At 72.2% G+C, this 18,713-nt stretch carries 18 protein-coding genes; 8 read left to right on the top strand and 10 right to left on the bottom strand.

Translation table 11 applies throughout. The features are described from left to right. Nucleotides 1–75: 75 nt before the first annotated feature. On the bottom strand, nt 76–684 hold the full coding sequence (locus tag ABS735_RS08415) for a DUF1349 domain-containing protein (RefSeq protein WP_373902239.1): 609 nt from the start codon (nt 682–684) through the stop codon (nt 76–78). 126 nt (nt 685–810) lie between these two features. Then, nucleotides 811–2,340 carry an aldehyde dehydrogenase (NADP(+)) gene (locus ABS735_RS08410; protein WP_373902238.1) on the bottom strand — a complete coding sequence of 510 codons (1,530 nt, stop codon included), beginning with the start codon at nt 2,338–2,340 and terminating at the stop codon, nt 811–813. 113 nt (nt 2,341–2,453) lie between these two features. Between ABS735_RS08410 and ABS735_RS08405 the strand changes: the two genes are divergently transcribed. The 8 genes from ABS735_RS08405 to ABS735_RS08370 all read left to right on the top strand — a co-directional run bounded on the left by ABS735_RS08405 (nt 2,454) and on the right by ABS735_RS08370 (nt 9,607). Continuing rightward, entirely contained in the window at nt 2,454–3,227 is a 774-nt protein-coding gene (locus tag ABS735_RS08405; protein WP_052841850.1) for an IclR family transcriptional regulator, read from the top strand. 3 nt (nt 3,228–3,230) lie between these two features. After that, a complete protein-coding gene (locus ABS735_RS08400) occupies nt 3,231–3,701 on the top strand; it encodes a GNAT family N-acetyltransferase (RefSeq protein WP_373902237.1) in 471 nt (156 codons plus the stop codon). A gap of 90 nt (nt 3,702–3,791) precedes the next feature. After that, the gene (locus ABS735_RS08395; RefSeq protein WP_373902236.1) at nt 3,792–4,826 is read left to right on the top strand and encodes a hypothetical protein; all 1,035 of its coding nucleotides are present in this window, start codon (nt 3,792–3,794) and stop codon (nt 4,824–4,826) included. Continuing rightward, the gene (locus ABS735_RS08390) at nt 4,823–6,088 is read left to right on the top strand and encodes a sensor histidine kinase (protein WP_373902235.1); all 1,266 of its coding nucleotides are present in this window, start codon (nt 4,823–4,825) and stop codon (nt 6,086–6,088) included. The genes ABS735_RS08395 and ABS735_RS08390 overlap by 4 nt, the downstream gene beginning before the upstream one ends. After that, nucleotides 6,085–6,744, top strand: a complete 660-nt coding sequence (locus tag ABS735_RS08385) for a response regulator transcription factor (protein WP_373902234.1) — start codon at nt 6,085–6,087, stop codon at nt 6,742–6,744. Before ABS735_RS08390 ends, ABS735_RS08385 begins: the two co-directional genes overlap by 4 nt. A gap of 81 nt (nt 6,745–6,825) precedes the next feature. Continuing rightward, complete coding sequence (locus ABS735_RS08380; RefSeq protein ID WP_373902233.1) at nt 6,826–8,280, top strand: peptidoglycan D,D-transpeptidase FtsI family protein; 1,455 nt, start codon at nt 6,826–6,828, stop codon at nt 8,278–8,280. A gap of 77 nt (nt 8,281–8,357) precedes the next feature. Further along, a complete protein-coding gene (locus ABS735_RS08375; protein ID WP_373902232.1) occupies nt 8,358–8,933 on the top strand; it encodes a SigE family RNA polymerase sigma factor in 576 nt (191 codons plus the stop codon). Then, a complete protein-coding gene (locus ABS735_RS08370; RefSeq protein WP_373902231.1) occupies nt 8,930–9,607 on the top strand; it encodes a hypothetical protein in 678 nt (225 codons plus the stop codon). The genes ABS735_RS08375 and ABS735_RS08370 overlap by 4 nt, the downstream gene beginning before the upstream one ends. Nucleotides 9,608–9,619: 12 nt before the next feature. On the opposite strand, the gene ABS735_RS08365 is transcribed toward ABS735_RS08370, so the two are convergent. From ABS735_RS08365 to ABS735_RS08330, 8 genes are all read right to left on the bottom strand, one after another. Beyond that, complete coding sequence (locus ABS735_RS08365; protein WP_373902230.1) at nt 9,620–10,417, bottom strand: HAD family acid phosphatase; 798 nt, start codon at nt 10,415–10,417, stop codon at nt 9,620–9,622. 125 nt (nt 10,418–10,542) lie between these two features. Then, a complete protein-coding gene (locus ABS735_RS08360) occupies nt 10,543–11,736 on the bottom strand; it encodes a pectinesterase family protein (protein WP_373902229.1) in 1,194 nt (397 codons plus the stop codon). A gap of 83 nt (nt 11,737–11,819) precedes the next feature. Next, nucleotides 11,820–13,154, bottom strand: a complete 1,335-nt coding sequence (locus tag ABS735_RS08355) for a pectate lyase family protein (protein ID WP_373902228.1) — start codon at nt 13,152–13,154, stop codon at nt 11,820–11,822. A gap of 157 nt (nt 13,155–13,311) precedes the next feature. Continuing rightward, nucleotides 13,312–14,682, bottom strand: coding sequence for an ABC transporter substrate-binding protein (locus tag ABS735_RS08350; protein ID WP_373902227.1), 1,371 nt, complete (start codon nt 14,680–14,682; stop codon nt 13,312–13,314). 106 nt (nt 14,683–14,788) lie between these two features. Beyond that, a complete protein-coding gene (locus tag ABS735_RS08345) occupies nt 14,789–15,634 on the bottom strand; it encodes a DUF6807 domain-containing protein (protein WP_373902226.1) in 846 nt (281 codons plus the stop codon). After that, a complete protein-coding gene (locus tag ABS735_RS08340) occupies nt 15,631–16,788 on the bottom strand; it encodes a Gfo/Idh/MocA family protein (RefSeq protein WP_373902225.1) in 1,158 nt (385 codons plus the stop codon). The genes ABS735_RS08345 and ABS735_RS08340 overlap by 4 nt, the downstream gene beginning before the upstream one ends. Further along, nucleotides 16,785–17,684 carry a carbohydrate ABC transporter permease gene (locus ABS735_RS08335; protein ID WP_373902224.1) on the bottom strand — a complete coding sequence of 300 codons (900 nt, stop codon included), beginning with the start codon at nt 17,682–17,684 and terminating at the stop codon, nt 16,785–16,787. Before ABS735_RS08335 ends, ABS735_RS08340 begins: the two co-directional genes overlap by 4 nt. After that, nucleotides 17,681–18,616, bottom strand: coding sequence for a carbohydrate ABC transporter permease (locus ABS735_RS08330; protein WP_373902222.1), 936 nt, complete (start codon nt 18,614–18,616; stop codon nt 17,681–17,683). The genes ABS735_RS08335 and ABS735_RS08330 overlap by 4 nt, the downstream gene beginning before the upstream one ends. Nucleotides 18,617–18,713: the final 97 nt, after the last annotated feature.

The raw sequence follows: 18,713 nt of genomic DNA, 5'->3' as shown, positions 1-18,713 counted from the left end.
TCTCCAGGTCGTACGGCGGCGGAGGCCCTCTCCGCCTCGTACGTGAACGTTCAAGGAGCGGGGCGCATTCCCCCGTCAGCTGCCGTCCCGCAGGTCCGCCGGCCAGGTCGGCCGGAACTCCAGGTGGTCGTACGTCACCGTGCAGCCCTCCCCCGTCGGCGCCTGGGCCAGGAAGCCGACCAGGGCCACGCCGGTCTCCTTCTCGTCGCCCAGCGTGAAGAGCCGGACGAAGGTCCAGCGCTCCCCGTCGAGGGAGGCGTGGAAGGCGAAGGCCCGTCCGGTGCGGCTGACCCGGAACCAGACGGAGTTCCCCTCCACGGTGAAGGAGTTGCAGTCGTCGGAGTGCCCCCGGGTGACCACCGTGCAGACGGTGGCCACGTCCGGGGAGTACTCCAGGCACAGCTTGGCCCAGGCCCGCTCCCCGACGTGCACGTAGAGCACCCCGGCGTCGAAGGCACCGTTGAACCCCACGGTCACCCGGGCGATCAGCTGGAAGTCCCCGTCGGGCGCCCCCAGCAGCCGCGGCGCGTCCGACACGGACTCCAGCGACTCCCCGGTGGGCGGCACGAACCGATCCTGCCGGGGCCCGGCGACCCCGGTGAGCACGCCGTCCGCGTAGGTCCAGTCGCCTTCGGGCCCATAAGGACGGAGGGTGAAGGGCAGTTCGGGGAGTTCGGGATTCATGGCCTGATCATCGCAGGCACGGTGAACGTCTTTGAGGGGCGCGGGGCTGTACCGATGTGCGGCTCCGCCGCGTGGGTGCGGCACGACGGTGCCGCACCCCGCGAACAACCCCCACCCTCCCCGGCGTTACCGCTCGAGAACTCCGTTGAACCTCCGAGGCAGCCCCGACGGATTGCCGTCCCGCAACTCCACCGGCAGCAACGCCTCAGGCACCCCCTGATAGGCCACCGGCCGCAGCCACCGCTCGATAGCGGTACCGCCCACCGACGTGGACGTCGACGTGGTCGCCGGATAAGGCCCCCCGTGCTGCTGAGCCGCCGCCACGGCGACCCCCGTGGGCCAGCCGTTGACCAGCACCCGCCCCGCCAGCGGCGTCACCTCGGCGAGGAGCGCCGCCCCGGCACCCTCCCCCGCCACCTCCTCGACGGAGAGCTGCACGGTCGCCGTGAGGTTCCCCGGCAGCCGGGACAGCACGCCCCGCACCTCGCCCTCGTCCTGGTAGCGGGCCACCACGGTGACCGGCCCGAAGCACTCCTCCAGGAGCAGGTCGTGCTCGCCCTCCGCCGCCAGCCGCGCCGCCGGCACGGTGAGGAACCCGGCGCTGACGGTGTGCTCGCCGCCCGCGCCCGGCGTCACCGGGGAGTCCACGTCGGGCAGCGCGGCGCGCTCGGCGACGCCCGCGACGAAGTTGTCCCGCATGCGGTGGTCGAGCAGCACACCGGCGTCGGTGGCGCTGACCGCGTCGGTGAGGGACTTGACCAGGCCGTCACCGGCGTCGCCCGACGGCACGAGCACCAGGCCGGGCTTGACGCAGAACTGCCCGACGCCCAGCGTCATGGAACCGGCCAGCCCCGCGCCGATCGCCTCCGCCCGCTCCACGGCCGCCGCCTCCGTGACGACGACCGGGTTCAGCGAGCCCAGCTCGCCGTGGAAGGGGATCGGCACCGGACGCGCCGCCGCCGCGTCGAAGAGCGCGCGGCCACCGCGGACCGACCCCGTGAAGCCCGCCGCGGCGACCAGCGGGTGCTTGATCAGCTCGACGCCCGCCTCGAAGCCGTGCACCAGGCCGAGGACCCCGTCCGGGATGTCGTGGCGGGCCGCTGCCCGGCGCAGCACCTTGGCGACCAGCTCGGACAGGGCCGGGTGGTCGGGGTGGGCCTTGACGACGACCGGGCAGCCAGCCGCGAGGGCGCTGGCGGTGTCGCCGCCGGGGACGGAGAAGGCGAAGGGGAAGTTGGAGGCCGAGTAGACGGCGACGACGCCGAGCGGCACCTTGTAGCGGCGCAGGTCGGGGATGGGCGGGGCGGCCGTGTCGTCGGGGTGGTTGATGACGACGCCGAGGAACTCGCCCTCGTCGACGATGTCGGCGAAGGCCCGCAGTTGGTAGCAGGTGCGGGCGAGTTCGCCGGTGAGCCGGACCGGGCCGAGCGCGGTCTCCGCGTCGGCGACCTCGACGAGGGTGCTCTCGGCCGCCTTCAGCTCGTCGGCGGCGCTCCGCAGGAAGGCCGCGCGGACGGTGCGGTCGGCGAGGGCCTCCCGGGCGGCGTGCGCGGCGCGGACGGTGGTGTCCACCTCCTGGGCCGTGGCCTCCACGGCGACCTGTTCACGCTGCTTCCCGGTACGGGGGTCGACACTCCAGACTGCTGCTGCTGCCACCGCGGGTCCCTCCACGTGCTCTGCACAGAAGTCGTTCGATATACTGAACGCTGTCTCTACTGATGAATATGCTGTTCGAGACTATTTCCCGTCGAACGAAGGGGTCAAGGGCGATGTCGGCTGTCGAGACGGGGGGCGGAGCGCAGGTCAAGTCCGCGGTGCGGACGGTTGAGCTGCTCGAATACTTCGCCGGACGCCCCGGTATGCACTCGCTCGCGTCGGTCCAGGAGGCCGTCGGCTATCCCAAGTCCAGCCTCTACATGCTGCTGCGCACGCTGGTGGAGCTGGGCTGGGTGGAGACGGACGCCACGGGCACGCGGTACGGCATCGGCGTACGGGCGCTGCTGGTCGGCACCTCGTACATCGACGGCGACGAGGTGGTCGCGGCGGCCCGGCCGACGCTGGACCGGCTCTCGGACGACACGACGGAGACCATCCACCTCGCCCGCCTGGACGGCACGAACGTCGTCTACCTGGCCACCCGCCAGTCGCAGCACTACCTGCGGCCGTTCACCCGGGTCGGCCGTCGGCTGCCCGCGCACTCGACCTCCCTGGGCAAGGCACTGCTGAGCACGTACAGCGACGAGCAGGTGCGCAAGATGCTGCCGGAGACGCTGCCCGCGCTCACCGAGCACACCATCACCGACCGGGAGAAGCTCATCGAGGAGCTGCACCAGGTGCGCGAGCAGGGCTTCGCCGTGGACCGCGAGGAGAACACGCTGGGGCTGCGCTGCTTCGGCGTGGCGGTCCCCTACCGCACCCCCGCGCGGGACGCGATCAGCTGCTCGGTGCCGGTGGCGCGGCTGACGCCCGCGCACGAACAGATGGTGAAGGACGCGCTGTTCGACGCGCGGGACCGGCTGACACTGGCCACGCGTAGGCTCTGATCCATGCACATCGCACTGCGCGAGGTTCACGACAGCGATCTGCCCGTCTTCTTCCGGCAGATGAACGATCCGGAGGCCCTGCGCATGGCGGCCTTCACCCCGAAGGACCCGGCCGACTGGGACGCGTTCACGACCCACTGGAGGAAGATCCGCGCCTCCCGGGACGTCGTGCGGACCATCCTCGGCGACGGTGACGTCATCGGCAGCACGGCGGTGTACGGAGAGCCGGGCGAGCGCGAGGTGACGTACTGGGTCGACCGGGCGTACTGGGGACGGGGCGTGGCCACGGCCGCGTTGCGGACCTTGCTCGCCGAGGTGACGGACCGCCCGCTGTACGCGCGTGCGGCGGCCGACAACGCGGGGTCGCGGCGCGTCCTGGAGAAGTGCGGCTTCGTGACCAGCGCGCGGGCGCGGGGGTTCGCGACCGCCCGGGGCGAGGAGATCGACGAGGTCGTCCTGCACCTCGCGGAATGAGGCGTTGAGGGCGCCGTCTCCGCCGCGCGGCGGAGGCGGATCGTCGGTCCGCAGGACGCGTCGGGGGCCTGCGCGCGGGAGCGTGGACGCATGACACCGACGCCCGCCACCGCCACCGCCCGATCGGTCCCGGCCCTCCCAGCTCCGCCCACGGGCCCGGGGCCCGCCCGGGGCCGTCGGCTGCTGCGGGCGGTCGCCGTCGCGGCCTGCCTCCCGTACCTCGTGCTCAAGGCCGCCTGGATCGGCGGGAGTCGGGTCGGCATCCCGGAGGGCAGCACGCTGCTCGACCACCGGGTCGCGATGATCGTCGCCAACGGGGTCTCCGTCCTGCTGGACAGCTGTGTGATCGTGCTCGCCCTGGTGCTGACCCGGCCCTGCGGGCGCCGGGTGCCCGCGTGGTCGTTGGCGTTCCCGGTGTGGGTCGCCACCGGGCTGCTCGCGCCGATCATGGCGGGCTTCCCGCTGCAGCTCCTCGCGCGGGCGTTCACCGGCGGGGTCGCCACCGCCTCCGACCCCCGGCGGGACCCCTTCCTGCACGAGTGGGTGTTCGGGGTCGTGTACGGCGGGTTCATCGTGCAGGGTCTGGCCCTGGGCGCCCTGTTCGTGCTCTACGCCCGGGACCGCTGGGGGCGGTTGTGGCGCGGGCGGATGCGGGACCTGCCGTCCGCCGTCACCGGGAGGATCCCGAGGGCTGCCGTCGCCGTGGCCGCCGTGCTCGCGCTGTTCCCGTTCACCGTCCGGCTGGTGTGGGCCTGCGGCGGCACCGCCGGGCTCGGCGCGGGCCGGGCGGCGGACCGCACCAGTGACTTCTACGTCCTCGAGGGCCTGTACGTCGCCTTCCTCGTCCTGGCCGTCGCCGGCGGGGTGGTGCTGGCGTTCCGCCGCGCACGTGTCCTGCCGGTCGCCGTGCCGCTCGCCACGGCCTGGGTCTGCTCCGGTGCCGTGGCCTGCTGGGGCGGCTGGATGCTCCTCGCCTCGCTGCTCGGTCCCGGCGAACCCGCCGACCGCCCGACACGGTTGGTGATCCTCACCTACGCTGCCCAGATGACCGTCGGCCTCCTGCTCGCCTCAGTCGGCGCCCACTTGCTCACCCGGCGGTCGGCCGCCGACCGCACCCGGCCGTGACCGCGCTCGCCCTGTTGCTGTTCGGGCGGCGGGCGCGCCTCAGGTGGATCCACCTGGTCCTCGGCGGCGCGCTCGCCATGCCGTACGTCCTCGTCGGCTCGGTCGTCGTCGGCCCGGTCGCCGGGGGCGCGAACGTCTTCGGCTCGCTCCAGCTCCAACTTGCCTCGTTCGCCCTCGGGTTGCCGCTGGCCGCCGTAACCTCGCTCTTCCCCTTGACCCGTCCCCTGGAGTCCGGGGTGGTGCGGTGGCTGTGCGGCGTCGAGGCCGACCGGCTCGCGTACGATCCCGCCCGGACGAAGGGCGAGAAGGGGCGCACGGCGGCCTGGTTCACGCTGCACCTGGGGGCCGGCGGGATCGTCGCGGGGATGTCGCTGGCGGTGCCGCCGTTCGCGGCCGTGCTGATCGCCCTGCCCTTCGTGTCTGCGCTGCGCGACGATCGGATGGGGCTGCCCGGCCTCTTCCACCACGCCTGGGCGCTCGTCCTCTCGCCGCTCGCGGGCGCCGCCATGCTCGTCGCGCTCGCCGGCTGCGCCGCCGCCTGCGGCACGCTGCTGGCCCGCTGGGCGCCCGCCCTGCTCGGCCCCTCCGCCGAGGACCGGGTCGCGGCGGCCGAGGCACGCGCCGCCGACCTCGCCGTCCGCAACCGGCTCGCGCGCGAACTGCACGACTCCGTCGGCCACGCCCTGAGCGCGGTCACCCTCCAGGCGAGCGCCGCCCGCCGACTGCTGGACACCGACCCGGACTTCGTCCGCGAGGCGCTCGCCGCGATCGAGGACACCACGCGTCGTACGGTCGGTGAACTCGACGCCGTACTGGGCGTGCTGCGCGACGGCGACGCGACCGGTGACGCCTGGGGCACCGCGCCCGCGCCCACGCTCGCCACCGACCTCGACGACCTGCTGCGCCGCACCCGCGCGGGCGGACTGCGGGTGGACGCCACCGTCGCCGCCGACCCGCGGGCGCTCCCGGCACCGGTCTCCCGCGAGGCGTACCGCATCGTGCAGGAGGGGCTGAGCAACGCGCTCAGACACGCGGGTGAGAAGGTCACCGTGGCGCTGCGCGTCGAGGTGCTGGACGGTCACCTGCGGATCACCGTCGAGAACCCGTTCGGTACGGCGGCCCCCGCACCGCGCCCCGGCGGCGGCCACGGCCTGCGCGGCATCGCCGACCGGGCCCGGCTGCTGGGCGGCTCGGCCGAGGCGGGCCCCGAGGGGCCGGTGTGGCGCCTCCGCGTCCGACTGCCACTGGAGGCGACCGCGTGACCCACCCGCCGATCCGGATCGTCGTCGCCGACGACGAGCGCATGGTCCGTACCGCCCTGCGGGCCATCCTTGCCGCCGAACCGGATCTGGAGGTCGCCGGTGAGGCGGCCACCGGTGCCGAGGCCGTCTCCGTCGTGCGCGAGGTCCGGCCGGACGTGGTGCTGATGGACGTCCGCATGCCCGGGGTCGACGGCATCCGCGCCACCGAGCAGATCCTCGCCACGCTCCCCGAGCCGCCCCGGGTCGTCGTCGTGACCACCTTCGAGAACGACTCGTACGTCTACGACGCCCTGCGCGCCGGCGCCGCCGGTTTCCTGCTCAAGCGCGCCGACGCCGACACCCTCGTCGGGGCGGTACGGCTGGTGGCGCACAGCGACACGCTGCTGTTCCCGGCGGCGGTGCGGACGCTGGCGGCCGAGCACGCGCGCGCGAACCCCGCCCCGCCGGCCTGGGTGGCGCGGCTCACCGAACGCGAGGGCGAGGTGCTGCGCCTGATGGCGACCGGGCTGACCAACGCGGAGATCGCGGGGCGGCTGGGGGTGGGTCCGGCCACGGCGAAGACCCATGTGGCGTCGGTGCTGGCGAAGACCGGCGCCCGGGACCGCACCCAGGCGGTGATCCGGGCCTACGAGGCGGGCTTCATGAACGGGCGATGAGAAGCATGAGAAAGATGAGAAATCGGGGCACACGGGAACGACCGCCGCCCGCCCGTTCGTCCTGTCAGCGGGATGAACGGGATGAACAAGACGATCAGGCGCGCCTCGGTCTTCACGCTGCTCCTGGTGTTCGCTCTGCTGGTCAGGGTGACCTGGGTGCAGTTCTACGAGGGCCGGGCGCTCGCGGACAGCAAGGACAACCGGCGGAACGCGATTCAGACGTACGCGGAGCCGCTCGGGAACATCATCGTGGCCGGCCGGTCGGTCACCGGCTCGGCGCCGACGGAGGGCGGCGACCTCGCCTACAAACGCACGTACGAGGACGGGAAGCTGTACGCGGCGGTGACGGGCTATGCCTCGCAGGCGTACGCGCCGACCCAGCTGGAGGGCATCTACCAGGACGTGCTCAACGGCACCGACCCGCGGCTGAAGACCGTGATGGACACGGTCACCGGCACCCGGGCCGAGCCGGGCAACGTGGTGACGACGATCGACCCGGACGTGCAGAAGGCCGGGCTCGATGCGCTGGGCGACAAGAAGGGCGCCGCCGTCGCGATCGACCCGAAGACGGGCAGGATCCTGTCCGTCGTGTCGACCCCCTCGTACGACCCGACGTCGCTGACCGACGCCAACACCGCCGGTGAGGCCTGGGAGAAGCTCACCAGCGACCCGGACAAGCCGCTGACCAACCGCGCGCTGCGCCAGCCGCTGCCCCCGGGCTCGACGTTCAAGCTGGTCGTGGCGGCCGCCGCGCTGGAGAACGGGCTGTACGGCTCGGTGGACGAGAAGACCGACAGCCCGGACCCGTACACCCTGCCGGACACCACGACGGACCTGACCAACGAGAACCCGAACGCCCCCTGCGAGAACGCCACCATCCGGACCGCGCTGCAGTACTCGTGCAACAACGTCTTCGCGAAGATGGCCGTCGACCTCGGCCAGGACGAGCTGCGCGCCACGGCCGAGAAGTTCGGCTTCAACGACGAGACGCAGGACGTGCCGGTACGGGCCTACACCAGCGCCTATCCGAAGGACATGAACCGGTCGTCGACGGCCCTGACGGGCATCGGCCAGTTCGACGTGACGGCGACCCCGCTGCAGATGGCGATGGTCTCCGCGGCCCTGGCCAACGGCGGCGAGCTGGTCTCCCCGCACATGGTGTCGCAGGTCACCGACAGCGGCGGCGACGTCCTGGAGGACCACACCGACGCGGACTCGAAGCGGATCGTCAGCTCCTCCACCGCCGAGCAGCTGCAGTCGGCCATGCGGACCGTCGTCGAGGAGGGCACGGGCTCGAACGCGCAGATCTCCGGAGCGACGGTGGGCGGCAAGACGGGCACGGCCCAGCACGGCGAGAACAACAGCAAGACGCCGTACGCCTGGTTCACCTCGTACGCCAAGTCCGACACGTCGGACAAGGAGGTCGCGGTGGCGGTCATCGTCGAGCAGTCCGACGCGGCCCGCAGCGAGGTCAGCGGCAACGGCCTGGCGGCCCCGGTGGCCAGGGCGATGATGGAGGCGGCGCTCAAGGGCTGACCTTCCGGGGGCCGTTCGGGTTCGGTCTGCCGTACGGTGTTCGACACCCGGGAAGCCGCTGCGAGGAGAGTCCGCCCGTGAGGACAGTCGTCGACGACGCCGCCTCCGCGGAGTTCCACGCCTTCTTCGAGCGCCACTACGCCGAACTGGCCCGGCTCGCATACCTGCTGACGGGCGAGCCGGACGCCGCCGACGACCTCGCGGCGGACGCCCTGCTGGCCCTGTGGCACCGCTGGGACCGGGTCCGCGCGGCCGACCACCCGGTGGCGTACGCGCGCGGGGTCGTCGCCAACCTCGCCCGCACCCGCGTCCGGGCCGCCGTGCGCGAGCGCCGACGCGTCGCCCTGTTCTGGTCGCAGCGCGAAGAGCGGACGGAGAACCCCGACGTCGCGGGCGTGGTGGACGTGCAGGAGGCGCTGCGCCGGCTGCCGTTCCGCAAGCGGGCGTGCGTGGTGCTCCGGCACGCGTTCGACCTCTCGGAGAAGGACACGGCGCTCGCCCTGGGCGTCTCGGTGGGTACGGTCAACAGCCAGACGTCGAAGGCGGTGGCCGAACTCCAGCGGCTGCTCGGCACCCGGGCCGCTCCCCGTGCTCCCCAGCAGGTGCGCGCGGCGATCGCGCACAGCGGTGAGGCCGCGGGAGGAACCCGATGACCGGACCGCGGCGGGACGTGGACGACGGACTGCGCGCCCGGCTGCACGAGGCGGCCGGGGCGCACCGGCCCGACCGGGCCCGGATGCTGGCCCGGGTCGAACGCGGCATGACGGCCGGGGGCCGCGGGCCGGCCCGCCCGCCGCTGCCGGGCTGGGTACGGGTGGCCGGTGCGACGGCGGCCGTGGCGGGCGTCCTGGTGGCCGGCGGCTACACCGTCGCCCCGGCGGTGCGCGACGACGCTCCCGCGCAGCGCTCGGTCGCCACCTCGCCCGGGCCGCGTGAGCCCGGCCCGCTGCGGTCGAGCGGCGTGGTGGACCCGCACAGCAACGAGTTCTGGGCGCAGAGCAACATCACTCTGGAAACGAGCGCTCCCCTGACCGCGCTCACCGTGGAACTGCGGGTCGCGCAGACGGGCTCGGTGACCTCCACCGGGGCCTGGCGGTCGCTTCCGGAGGAGGACTTCACGTTCGCGGTCGACGAGCGGGACGGCTTCCTGCGCTACCGGTGGAGGCTCAAGCCGGGCCGCACGGTGCCGGCGGGCGAGTGGGTCTTCGCCGGCCAGTACAACCACGAGCGGGGCGGCCGGGACGCGGGCGGCGACCGCTACTCGGCGACGGCCACCGCCGCGTCCGGCCGCGTCTCGGTGGAGGGCGGCTTCGCCGCCAGCGGCTGAGTGGGCGGCCCGCTACTCGACGAAGTACGTCGGGTTGGGCAGCTTGTACGTGCGGTCCGCGTAGCCGCCCTGGAGGTCGGAGTACTGGTCGCCGAAGTTGGCGACGATGTCGTACCCGAGGTCCCGCTCGATGTGCCGGCGGGTGCCCGCCTTGTACTGCACGGTGGTGCACGTCCAGGTGCCCGGGGTGGCGCAGTGGGCCAGGTAGGACGGCGGGTTCGCCTTGTCCTTCAGGAAGATGTGCGCGGTGTCGAGGTTCACGTCGGCGCCGACCTTCTTCAGGTTCTCGACGGCGGCGGCGCGCTGCGCCTCGCTCAGACCGGAGTTGTAGAAGACCTCGACGCCGCGCTTCTCGGCGTACCGGGCGAGCTGGGGGCTGCCGGGGACGGCCGGGCGGTCGGCGCGGTCGACGTAGGCGGCCCAGGTGGCGCCGTCGTAGCCGTAGTTGTTCTTCTTCTCGTAGTCGAGGCTGAGCAGCAGCGTGTCGTCGATGTCGAAGACGACGGCGGGCTTGGTGTGCTTGTGGTGCGCCGCGCGGGCCGCCCGGTCGATCTGCTTCTTGGCGGAGGCGTCGACGCGGGCCAGGTCGGCGGCGTAGGGGCTGTCCGGGGAGGCCTGGTAGACGCCGTCGGCGTCGAGCGTGGTGCCGTAGTAGGCGTCGATGTCCTTGGCCAGTACCCCGATGTTGTACGGCTCGTGGGTGGAGTTGGCCGTCGACTGGTCGGCGGTGGCGGCGCCCGTGCCGTACAGGACGGCACCGGCGACGGCACAGGCGGCGGTGACGCTCGCGATGCGCAGTGGTTTATGCATGACACAGGTTTCTACGCGCGTCACCCGGGTGAGCGCGAGACCCGTGGCCGGATTCGCGCCCCCGTATCTGGCAAAGATCGCGTCAAGCAGGTCAAGTACCGGCCGTGGCGGCTCGGTCGGCCCGCTCAACGCCGCCCGTCGTACGGCTGCCTGTCGTTCGGCCGCCTGTCGTACGGCCGCCAGTCGTACGGCCGCCAGTCGCCGAGGTACGCCTCCCGGGTGTGTGCCGCAGCTTCGGCCCGGGTGAGCTGGGGCCGGTTCTCCGGGACGCCGATCGCGGCGCCGGGACCGCTGTTGCGGTACTCGCGGAACCTCTGCTCCTGCCAGGGGTGGGCGTCCCGCATGTCGGCGTACGGCGCCACCGCGTCGACGCCCGCGCCGAGGTGGGTCTCGCGCACGGTGAGCATCGGGCGGGCGGTGGTGTCGGAGCTGGGCACCCAGGGGCGGGCCAGCTTGTAGTAGCCGTCGGGGGCCTCGCTGCTGACGCGGCCGCGGATCACCAGGTAGCCGCGCGGGTTGGCGCCCGCCGTGGACGGCGCGAACACGAAGCCGTACGGGGCGGCGTCGAGGTCGGTGCGGACCAGGGTGCGGAAGTGGCAGTGCTCGTACACGGCGGTCGCCCGGCCGAAGACGAAGTCGACGTCGCCCTCGACGTAGCAGCGCTCGTAGTACTGGCGGGCGAAGAGGCCGAGGTCGCGGGAATCGGCGTAGAGGGTGTCCTGGTGGCCGAGGAAGCGGCAGTCGTGGAAGGCGGACCGGTCCCCCATGACCTTGACGGCGACCGCCTGGGTGCCGGTCCAGTCGGGCTGGTCGGCGCGCAGCCAGTCGTTGGCGAAGGTGAGGGCGTGGGCGGTGAAGCCGTCGGCGCGCACGGTGGTGGTGGCCGAACCGCTGGTGCCGTAGGTGCCGGAGCCGTCCGGCTTGGGGGTGCCGGCCGCGTTGTCGTGGACGATGACGACGTCGCGCGGGTCCCCGGAGGCACCGATCCAGGTCGCCCCGGTGCGCCCGGCGTCGACGGCGACCGTCTCGCGGTAGGTGCCGGGGGCGAGGACCAGCGTCCAGCCGTCACCCTCGGCGGCGTCGACGGCTGCCTGGACGGAGGTGAAGTCGCCGCGGCCGTGCGGGTCGACGTACAGGGTCTTGGGGGTACGGCGGGCGGCCGGTGAGCCGTACCGGCCGAAGGGGCGCGGGCGCGGGTGCGGCCGGGTGCCGGCGACGGCGGGGCCGGCCGCCACGAGCCCGGGGCCGAGGCCGAGGGCGGCGCCCGCGCCGGCGGTCGTCAGGAGGAAGCCTCTGCGGGACGGGGCGGGTCGGTGCATGCGGGTGCTCCTTCGGGGACGGACGGGACGGGCGGGGTGGGCCGGGGCGGTGCGGGCGCCCCGGCCCGGTTCGTGGACGGCTGTCAGCGCAGGCGGCCGGCGCCCGCGCCGTGGTCGACGACGGAGGGGACCGCCCGGGACGGGAGGACCTTGGTGCGCAGCGAGGGCGTCCAGCCCGCGCCGGAGCGGAGGGTGGCGTCCGGGTTCTCTGCGTTGTGCGCGGCGATCAGGTCGACGGTGCGGCCGTTGACGCGGTTGTGCGCGGCGCTGAGCGGCGAGTCGTTCCAGCGCTTGAGCACCTTGGCGGGGCTGACGCCGCGCGGCAGGGTGAAGGCGTTGTGCTCGGCGACGAGGGCGGACTCCTTGCCGACGCCGAAGCTGTAGGCGTAGTCGTCCGAGGCCACGAAGTGGTTGTTGTAGACGTCGACCTGGCCGAAGCGGACGCGGGGCGCGCGCTCGACGAGGTTCTTGAACAGGTTGTGGTGGAAGGTCGCCTTCAGGTGGCCGCGGTCCACGGCGGCGGTGGACTCGCTGTCGCTGTTGCCGATCAGGACGGTCTTGTCGTGCTCGGTGAAGACGTTCCAGGACGCGGTGACGTAGTCGGCGCCCTTCACGATGTCCAGCTGGCCGTCGTGCTGCTGGTAGAGCATGCCGAAGTAGGTGGGCGCCGCGCTGTCGGGGTGCTCGCCGTCGGTGAAGGTGTTGTGGTCCAGCCACACGTGCGTCGACCCGTACACGACGGCGCTGTCGTACTCGGAGTTCCAGTTGCCCTGGTCCCCGTCGGTCGGGTCCCACTGCGGGAAGCAGTCGACGGGGCTCTCGAAGGTGAGGTTGCGGACGATGACGTTGTCCACGTCCTTGATCTGGAGGCTGGCGCCCTTGAGCGCGGCGCCCCGGCCGACGCCGATGATGGTGGTGTCGGAGGGGACGTTCGCCTTGATGGACCGGTCCTGCTGTGCGGCGGAGGCGCGGCGCAGGCCCTCGGGGCTGTCGTCGGGCTCGGCGCTCAGGTCGGTCTCCATGCCCCAGTTCTCGGGGGAGTACTTCTCCAGGTAGGCGTCGAAGTCGTAGCCGGGCGCGGCGAAGGCCTCACAGCCCTCCGATACGGCGTCGACGGTGCCCTTGACCTTGATGATCCTGGGCGCGGTGCCGTCGGCGGCGAGGGCGGCCTTGAACTCGGCCCAGGTGGAGACGGTGTACACGTGCTCCGCGTCGGCGGCGGCCCCGCCGGTGGTGCCGGCGCCGTGGGAGGCCCAGCCGTCGTTCGCGGGCAGCGTCTGCCGGGCGGTGTCCGCGGGGTGGTGGCGGCCGGGGCGGGCCTCGGCCGTGGCGGCGGTCAGGCTCAGCACGAGGGCGGTGCAGCCGACGAGTGCGGCGGTTCTGCTCATGGCATGCCCATGCCATCCATAGGTGCTCATGGTGCTGTTCTCCCTGGTTCTCGGGATGGTGTGGAGTGTTGTGCGGTGGCCGGTTCCGGCCAGTTGATCCAGGACGCGGGGATCTCCTCGTCCAACGGGCGGCCCGCAGCCCGCGACGAGCCACGGACCACCCGCGGCGAAACCCGGAGCCGACCGCCTAACCCATCTGCTCCGTCCACTCGGCCTGCGCCTCATTCAGCTTCTCGGCCAGCCCGTCCAGAAAGTCCTTCGCGCTCATGTCACCCAGCAGCACCTTCTGGAACCCCGGCTCACTCTCCGACTTGGACACCGTGTTCCAGTCCGGCAGGTAGTACGGCAGCTGGACGATGGTCGTCGACCCGTCGTTCAGCGCCTGCGCCGCCAGCTTCGTCGGCTCGGCCTTCTGGATCCACGCGTCGTTCGCCGCCTCGGTGTTGGACGGCACCTGCCCGGCGGACTCGTTGAACTTCGAGTTCTGCTCCTTCGAGGTGGCGAACTCGATGAACTTCCAGGCGGCCTCCTTGTTCTTCGAGCTCTTGAACATGCCGAGCCCGTCGACCGGGTTGGACACCTGGACCCGCCTGCCCGAGGCGCCGACCGGCTGCGGGATGCCGCGGAACTTGTCGACGCCGAGCGCCTTCACGTGGTCCTGGTAGGAGCCCAGGTTGTGGTTGAGCATGCCGATGGTGCCGGTGTCCCACTGGGCAACCATCTTGGCGAAGTCGTTGTTGACGTCGGCGGCCGGCGTGACCTTCTTGTACAGCGCCGCGTACTTCTCCAGCGCCTCGACGTTCTTCGGGTCGTTGACGGTGGTCTTCTTCTTGTCGGCGTCCCAGAACGAGGTGATCCCGGACTGCCCGTACATCGCGTCGAACGCCTGGGCGATGGAGCCGGAGCCGCCGCGGATGGTGTACCCGAACTCGTTCTTGCCCGCGTCGGTCAGCTTCTCGGCGGCGGCATAGAACTTGTCCCACGTCGTCGGCGCGTCCAGCCCGGCCTTCTCGAACAGGTCGGTGCGGTAGTAGAGGACGCCGTTGTTGGCGGAGGTCGGCATCGAGTACAGGGTGCCGTCGCCGCCGCCGGCGGCCTTCAGGGACTCGACCATGTCCTTGTTGAGCTTGTCGCTCAGGGAGGACTTGGTGAGCCGGTCGTCCAGCGGCTCCAGGGCGCCCTGGGCCGAGAAGCCCGCGAGCATCGACGCCGTCACGCCGCCGACGTCCGGCAGGCCGCCGCCCTGGATGGCGGTGTCGACCTTGGACTGGTACTCGGTGGCGGCGATGCCGACGTACTCCACGTCGATGTCCGGGTTCGCCTTCTCGAAGTCGGCGATGATCTCCTTCCAGACGGCCGTACGGATACCGCCGTTGTTGTCCCAGAAGACGATCTTCCCCTTGCCGCTGCCCTCGGCACCCTTGTCGCCGCCCGCTCCGCTGCCGTCGTCACCGCAGGCGGTGACGGTCAGCGCGAGCACGGCCCCCAGGGCGACGGCGGCGGACGTGCGGCGCCTGGCTGTGCCTCTGTCTCTGCTGCTGAGCATGCTGATCCTCATCGGTCGGCTCTCTTCTTCTGGATCCAACAAAGCGGTGGAACGACAACGTGGGGGTTCAGGACGGGGTTGGGGTACGTCCCGACGGGCCGGCGAGTGGTCCCGGGGGTCACGGGCTCACCGCCTTGCGTACGAGGGCCGCGGCGCCGTCGGCGTCGAGGCGGCCGTCGGCGACGAGGGTGACGATCCGGCGGACCAGGGTGTCGCCGGGGGCGACGGTCACCCGGTCGTCGTGGGCCAGCGAGGAACCGACGCCCGGGTACTCCTCGGTGCGCACGAACCACGGGTCGCGCCGGGTGCGTTCGGTGGCGCCGGCGAACACCAGCGACCAGGACTCCCCGCTCAGGGCGAGCCAGTCGGCGCTCCTGCCGTGCACCTCGCGCTCGCCCTCGCGGTCGGCGGTGAAGACCCTGGGCGCCGCACCCTCCTTGCGGGCGCGCCAGAAGAAGCCGCCGTAGGCCGCGCCGGGACGCCCGTTGGTGGCGGGGCTGCCGATGGTGAGCGGGTCCGGGGTGGTGTTGGTGAGGGAGAAGGTGAAGTCCAGCGCCCAGGCGGTGGCGGTGAGTTCGGTGGCCGCGACCGTGCGGCGCTCGCGCAGCAGCTCGGTGCCGGCGGCGACCCAGCGCAGCTCCTCGACGAAACCGTCGGGGTCGCGGAGCTGGAAGGAGGTGTGCCGCTGGGTGCCGTGGTTGTCCAGCTCGGTCGGTCCCCGGTCGCGGACGTAGGTGCGCCCGCCCCAGAAGTTGTGGCCCTCGACGTCGGGAACGGCGACACCGACGCCGAGGTGATGGAGGTGGTCGGCAGGGCTGAACTCGGTCACGGCCGTGCCGGCCAGGGTGGTGACGGGGTGCAGGTAGGGGCGCGGGGAGAGCCGGTACGGCAGCTCGGGCCGGGTGACGTACCGGGCGACGGGACGGCCCGCCACGCGCAGCACCGGGGAGTCGTTGCCGGTCATCGCGTACTCACCCCGTATCGCGGGTGCTCGGTGCGCGGCGCCCAGGGCGCGCCCAGTTCTGAGTAGAGGGAGAGGGTGTCGGCGGCGGCGGCCACGAGGCTGTCGATGCCGGGGACCACGCGGCGCCTCTCACCGGGGAGGCGGCGCCAGGCGGCGGCGGGCAGCGGTTCCGGGTCGGGCGCCCGGCGGATCGCCTCGACGACCCGCATGAAGGCGCCCGTCTCGTCCGGGGGCACCAGCAGGGGGGCGCCGGTGGTGAGGTGGTCGACCAGGTTCTCCAGCAGGTCGGTGCGGCCGTGCTGGAACTCCTCGGGGCCGTGTCCGCCGCGCTGGAGCAGGACGCGGTCCTGCTTGTACCAGAAGGTGATGCGGCCGCTGGAGCCGTGCACCAGGACGTACGGCTCGTCGGCCCGCTCCGCGCACAGGGTGGCGGCGACGGTGACGCGGTGCCCGCGTGCGGTGCCGATCCGTACGCAGGAGGTGTCGTCGGCCTCGATGTCGTTGGCGTGACTCAGCTCGGTCTCGATGCCGGTGACGTCCTCGGCGCGGGCCGTGCCGCCGAGCGCGAGGGCGGTGGCGACGGCGTGCGCCAGCGGGTTGGTCAGCGCGCCGTCGATGACGTCGGCGCCGTTCAGCCGCCGCTTGCCCGACCAGGGCGCCCGGCGGAAGTAGGCCTCGTCGCGCACCCACGCGCCGGCCCCGCCGATGCCCACGACCTCACCGATGGCACCCTCGGCGACCAGCTCCCGTATGGCGGGCACCGCGTGCGAGCCCAGCGACTGGAACCCGATCTGGCAGGCGACCCCGGCCTCGGCGACCCCGTCGGCCATCCGGCGGAACTCGGCGTACGACGGCGCCGGGGGTTTCTCCAGGAGCAGGTGCACCCCCCGCCGGGCTGCGGCCAGGGCAAGATCGGTGTGGGTGGGGATCGGCGTGCAGATCACGGCGATCCGGGCGCCGGTGGAGTCGAGCAGCGCACCGAAGTCGGCGGACTGCTCGGGGAGTTCTCCCCCGGCCTCCTCCTCGGTCAGCGGTGTCAGCTCACAGAGGCCGGCCAGCCGGACCAGTCCCGCCCGCTCCAGGCGGCGGATGTTGGCGACGTGCCAGCGGCCGTGGCCTCGGGCGCCGGCGAGGACGACGGGAACCCGGTTCATCCCTTCACCGCCCCCGCGCTGAAGCCGGTGATCAGCCACTTCTGGATGAAGGCGAAGACGATCACGACGGGGACGGCGGCGACGATGCCGCCGGCGGCGAGCGCGCCGAGGTCGACGCTGTCCGCGCTCATCAGGGAGTTGAGGCCGACCGGGATGGTCTGCTTGCTCTGGTTGTTGAGGAACATCAGGGCGAACAGGAAGTGGTTCCAGGAGTGCACGAAGGCGAAGGAACCCACCGCGATCAGACCCGGCCGCAGCAGCGGCAGCACCACGATCCGGAAGGCCCGGAAGCGTCCGCAGCCGTCGACCCAGGCGGCCTCCTCCAGGGAGTACGGCACGTTCTTGATGAAGTTGCTGATCAGGATGATCGACAGCGGCAGCTGGAAGACCGTCTCGGCGATGATGACGCTGCCCAGCGAGTTGATCATCTGCAGTTCGGCGAAGATCTCGAACAGCGGCACCAGGAGCAGCGCGCCGGGCACGAACTGGGAGCAGAGCAGGGCGAGCATGAAGCCCCGCTTGATCCTGAAGTCGAACCGGGCGAGGGCGTAGCCGCCGGCCAGGGCGACGAGCGTGGTCATCACCAGGGTCGCGAGACCGACGTACACGCTGTTGGTGAAGTAGGTGCCGAAGCCGCGGTCGGTCCACACCTTCTCGAAGTGCTCGGTGGTCATCGGCCAGGGCACGAGCGAGGTCGAGCCGGCCGGGCGCACCGCGAAGAGCAGGATCCAGTAGAACGGGATCAGCGTGAAGACCAGGTAGATCCCGAGCGGCAGGTAGATCTGCCGGCGGGGCACCTCGTCCCAGGCGGGTCGGCGCTTCTTCGCCGGCCGCGGCGGTTCGAGGTCGGTCCGCGCGGGGGCGGGGGCGGGCGCGGTGGCCTCCTTGGTGATCACTTGTTCTCGCCTCCGAACTTGCTCAGCCGCAGGTAGACGATCGAGCAGAAGAGCAGGATCACGAACGCGACCGTGGTGAGGGCCGACGCGTAGCCGAAGTCGTGGGCGTCGACGCTGGTGTTGGCGATGTACAGGGGCAACGTCGTGGTCTCGCCCGCGGGTCCGCCGCCGGTCAGGGTGTAGAGCAGGTCGACGTTGTTGAACTCCCACACCGCGCGCAGCAGCGTGGACAGGATGATGGCGTCCTTCAGGTGCGGCAGCGTGATGTGCCAGAACTGCTTGAGCCTGCTCGCCCCGTCCACCTCGGCGGCCTCGTACAGGTCCTTGGAGACGGACTGGAGGTCGGCGAGGATGAGGATCGCGAAGAAGGGCACGCCGCGCCAGAGGTCGGCGACCACCGCCGCGGAGAAGACGGTCGAGGTGTCCGACAGCCAGCTGGTGCCGTAGGTGCCGATGCCCATGTCGGCGAGGTAACGGGTGACGCCGGTCTGGGAGTTGTAGAGCAGCACCCAGATCGCGGAGGTCAGCACGCCGGAGACGGCCCACGGGGAGAAGACCAGGGCCCGCCCGACGCCCCGGCCCACGAAGGTCTGGTTGACGATGAGCGCCAGCGCCAGACCGAAGAGCAGCTGCAGTCCGACCTCGACGAAGACCCACTTGGCGCTGAAGACGAGGGTGTCCCGAAAGACCGGGTCCTCGGTGAAGATCTTGACGAAGTTGTCGAAGCCCGCGAAGCCGTTCCGCCACGGCTTGGTGGGGTTGTACTCCTGGAGGCTGTAGTAGAAGACGCTGATGACCGGGTAGGCGATGAAGCCCAGCATCAGCAGGGCGGCCGGTCCGATCAGCAGGTACGGGAGCCTGCGCGGCGTGGCCGAGGCACGGCGCCGCCGGGGTGGCGCGGGCGGTTTCGCCACGGCTGCGGCTTGGGCCATGACAGTTCTCCGTTCTAGTACGTCTACTGCGGCTGCGTCGTGCGGGCGTTCGCGGAGCGCGAGGGGAAGGGCGGGAAGGGCGGGAAGGGCGGGAAGC

The sequence above is a fragment of the Streptomyces sp. MMCC 100 genome (assembly GCF_041538145.2).
GTDB lineage: Bacteria > Actinomycetota > Actinomycetes > Streptomycetales > Streptomycetaceae > Streptomyces.
The sequence above is the reverse complement of the archived record's forward strand: the minus strand, read 5'-3'. Positions and strand labels throughout refer to the sequence as shown.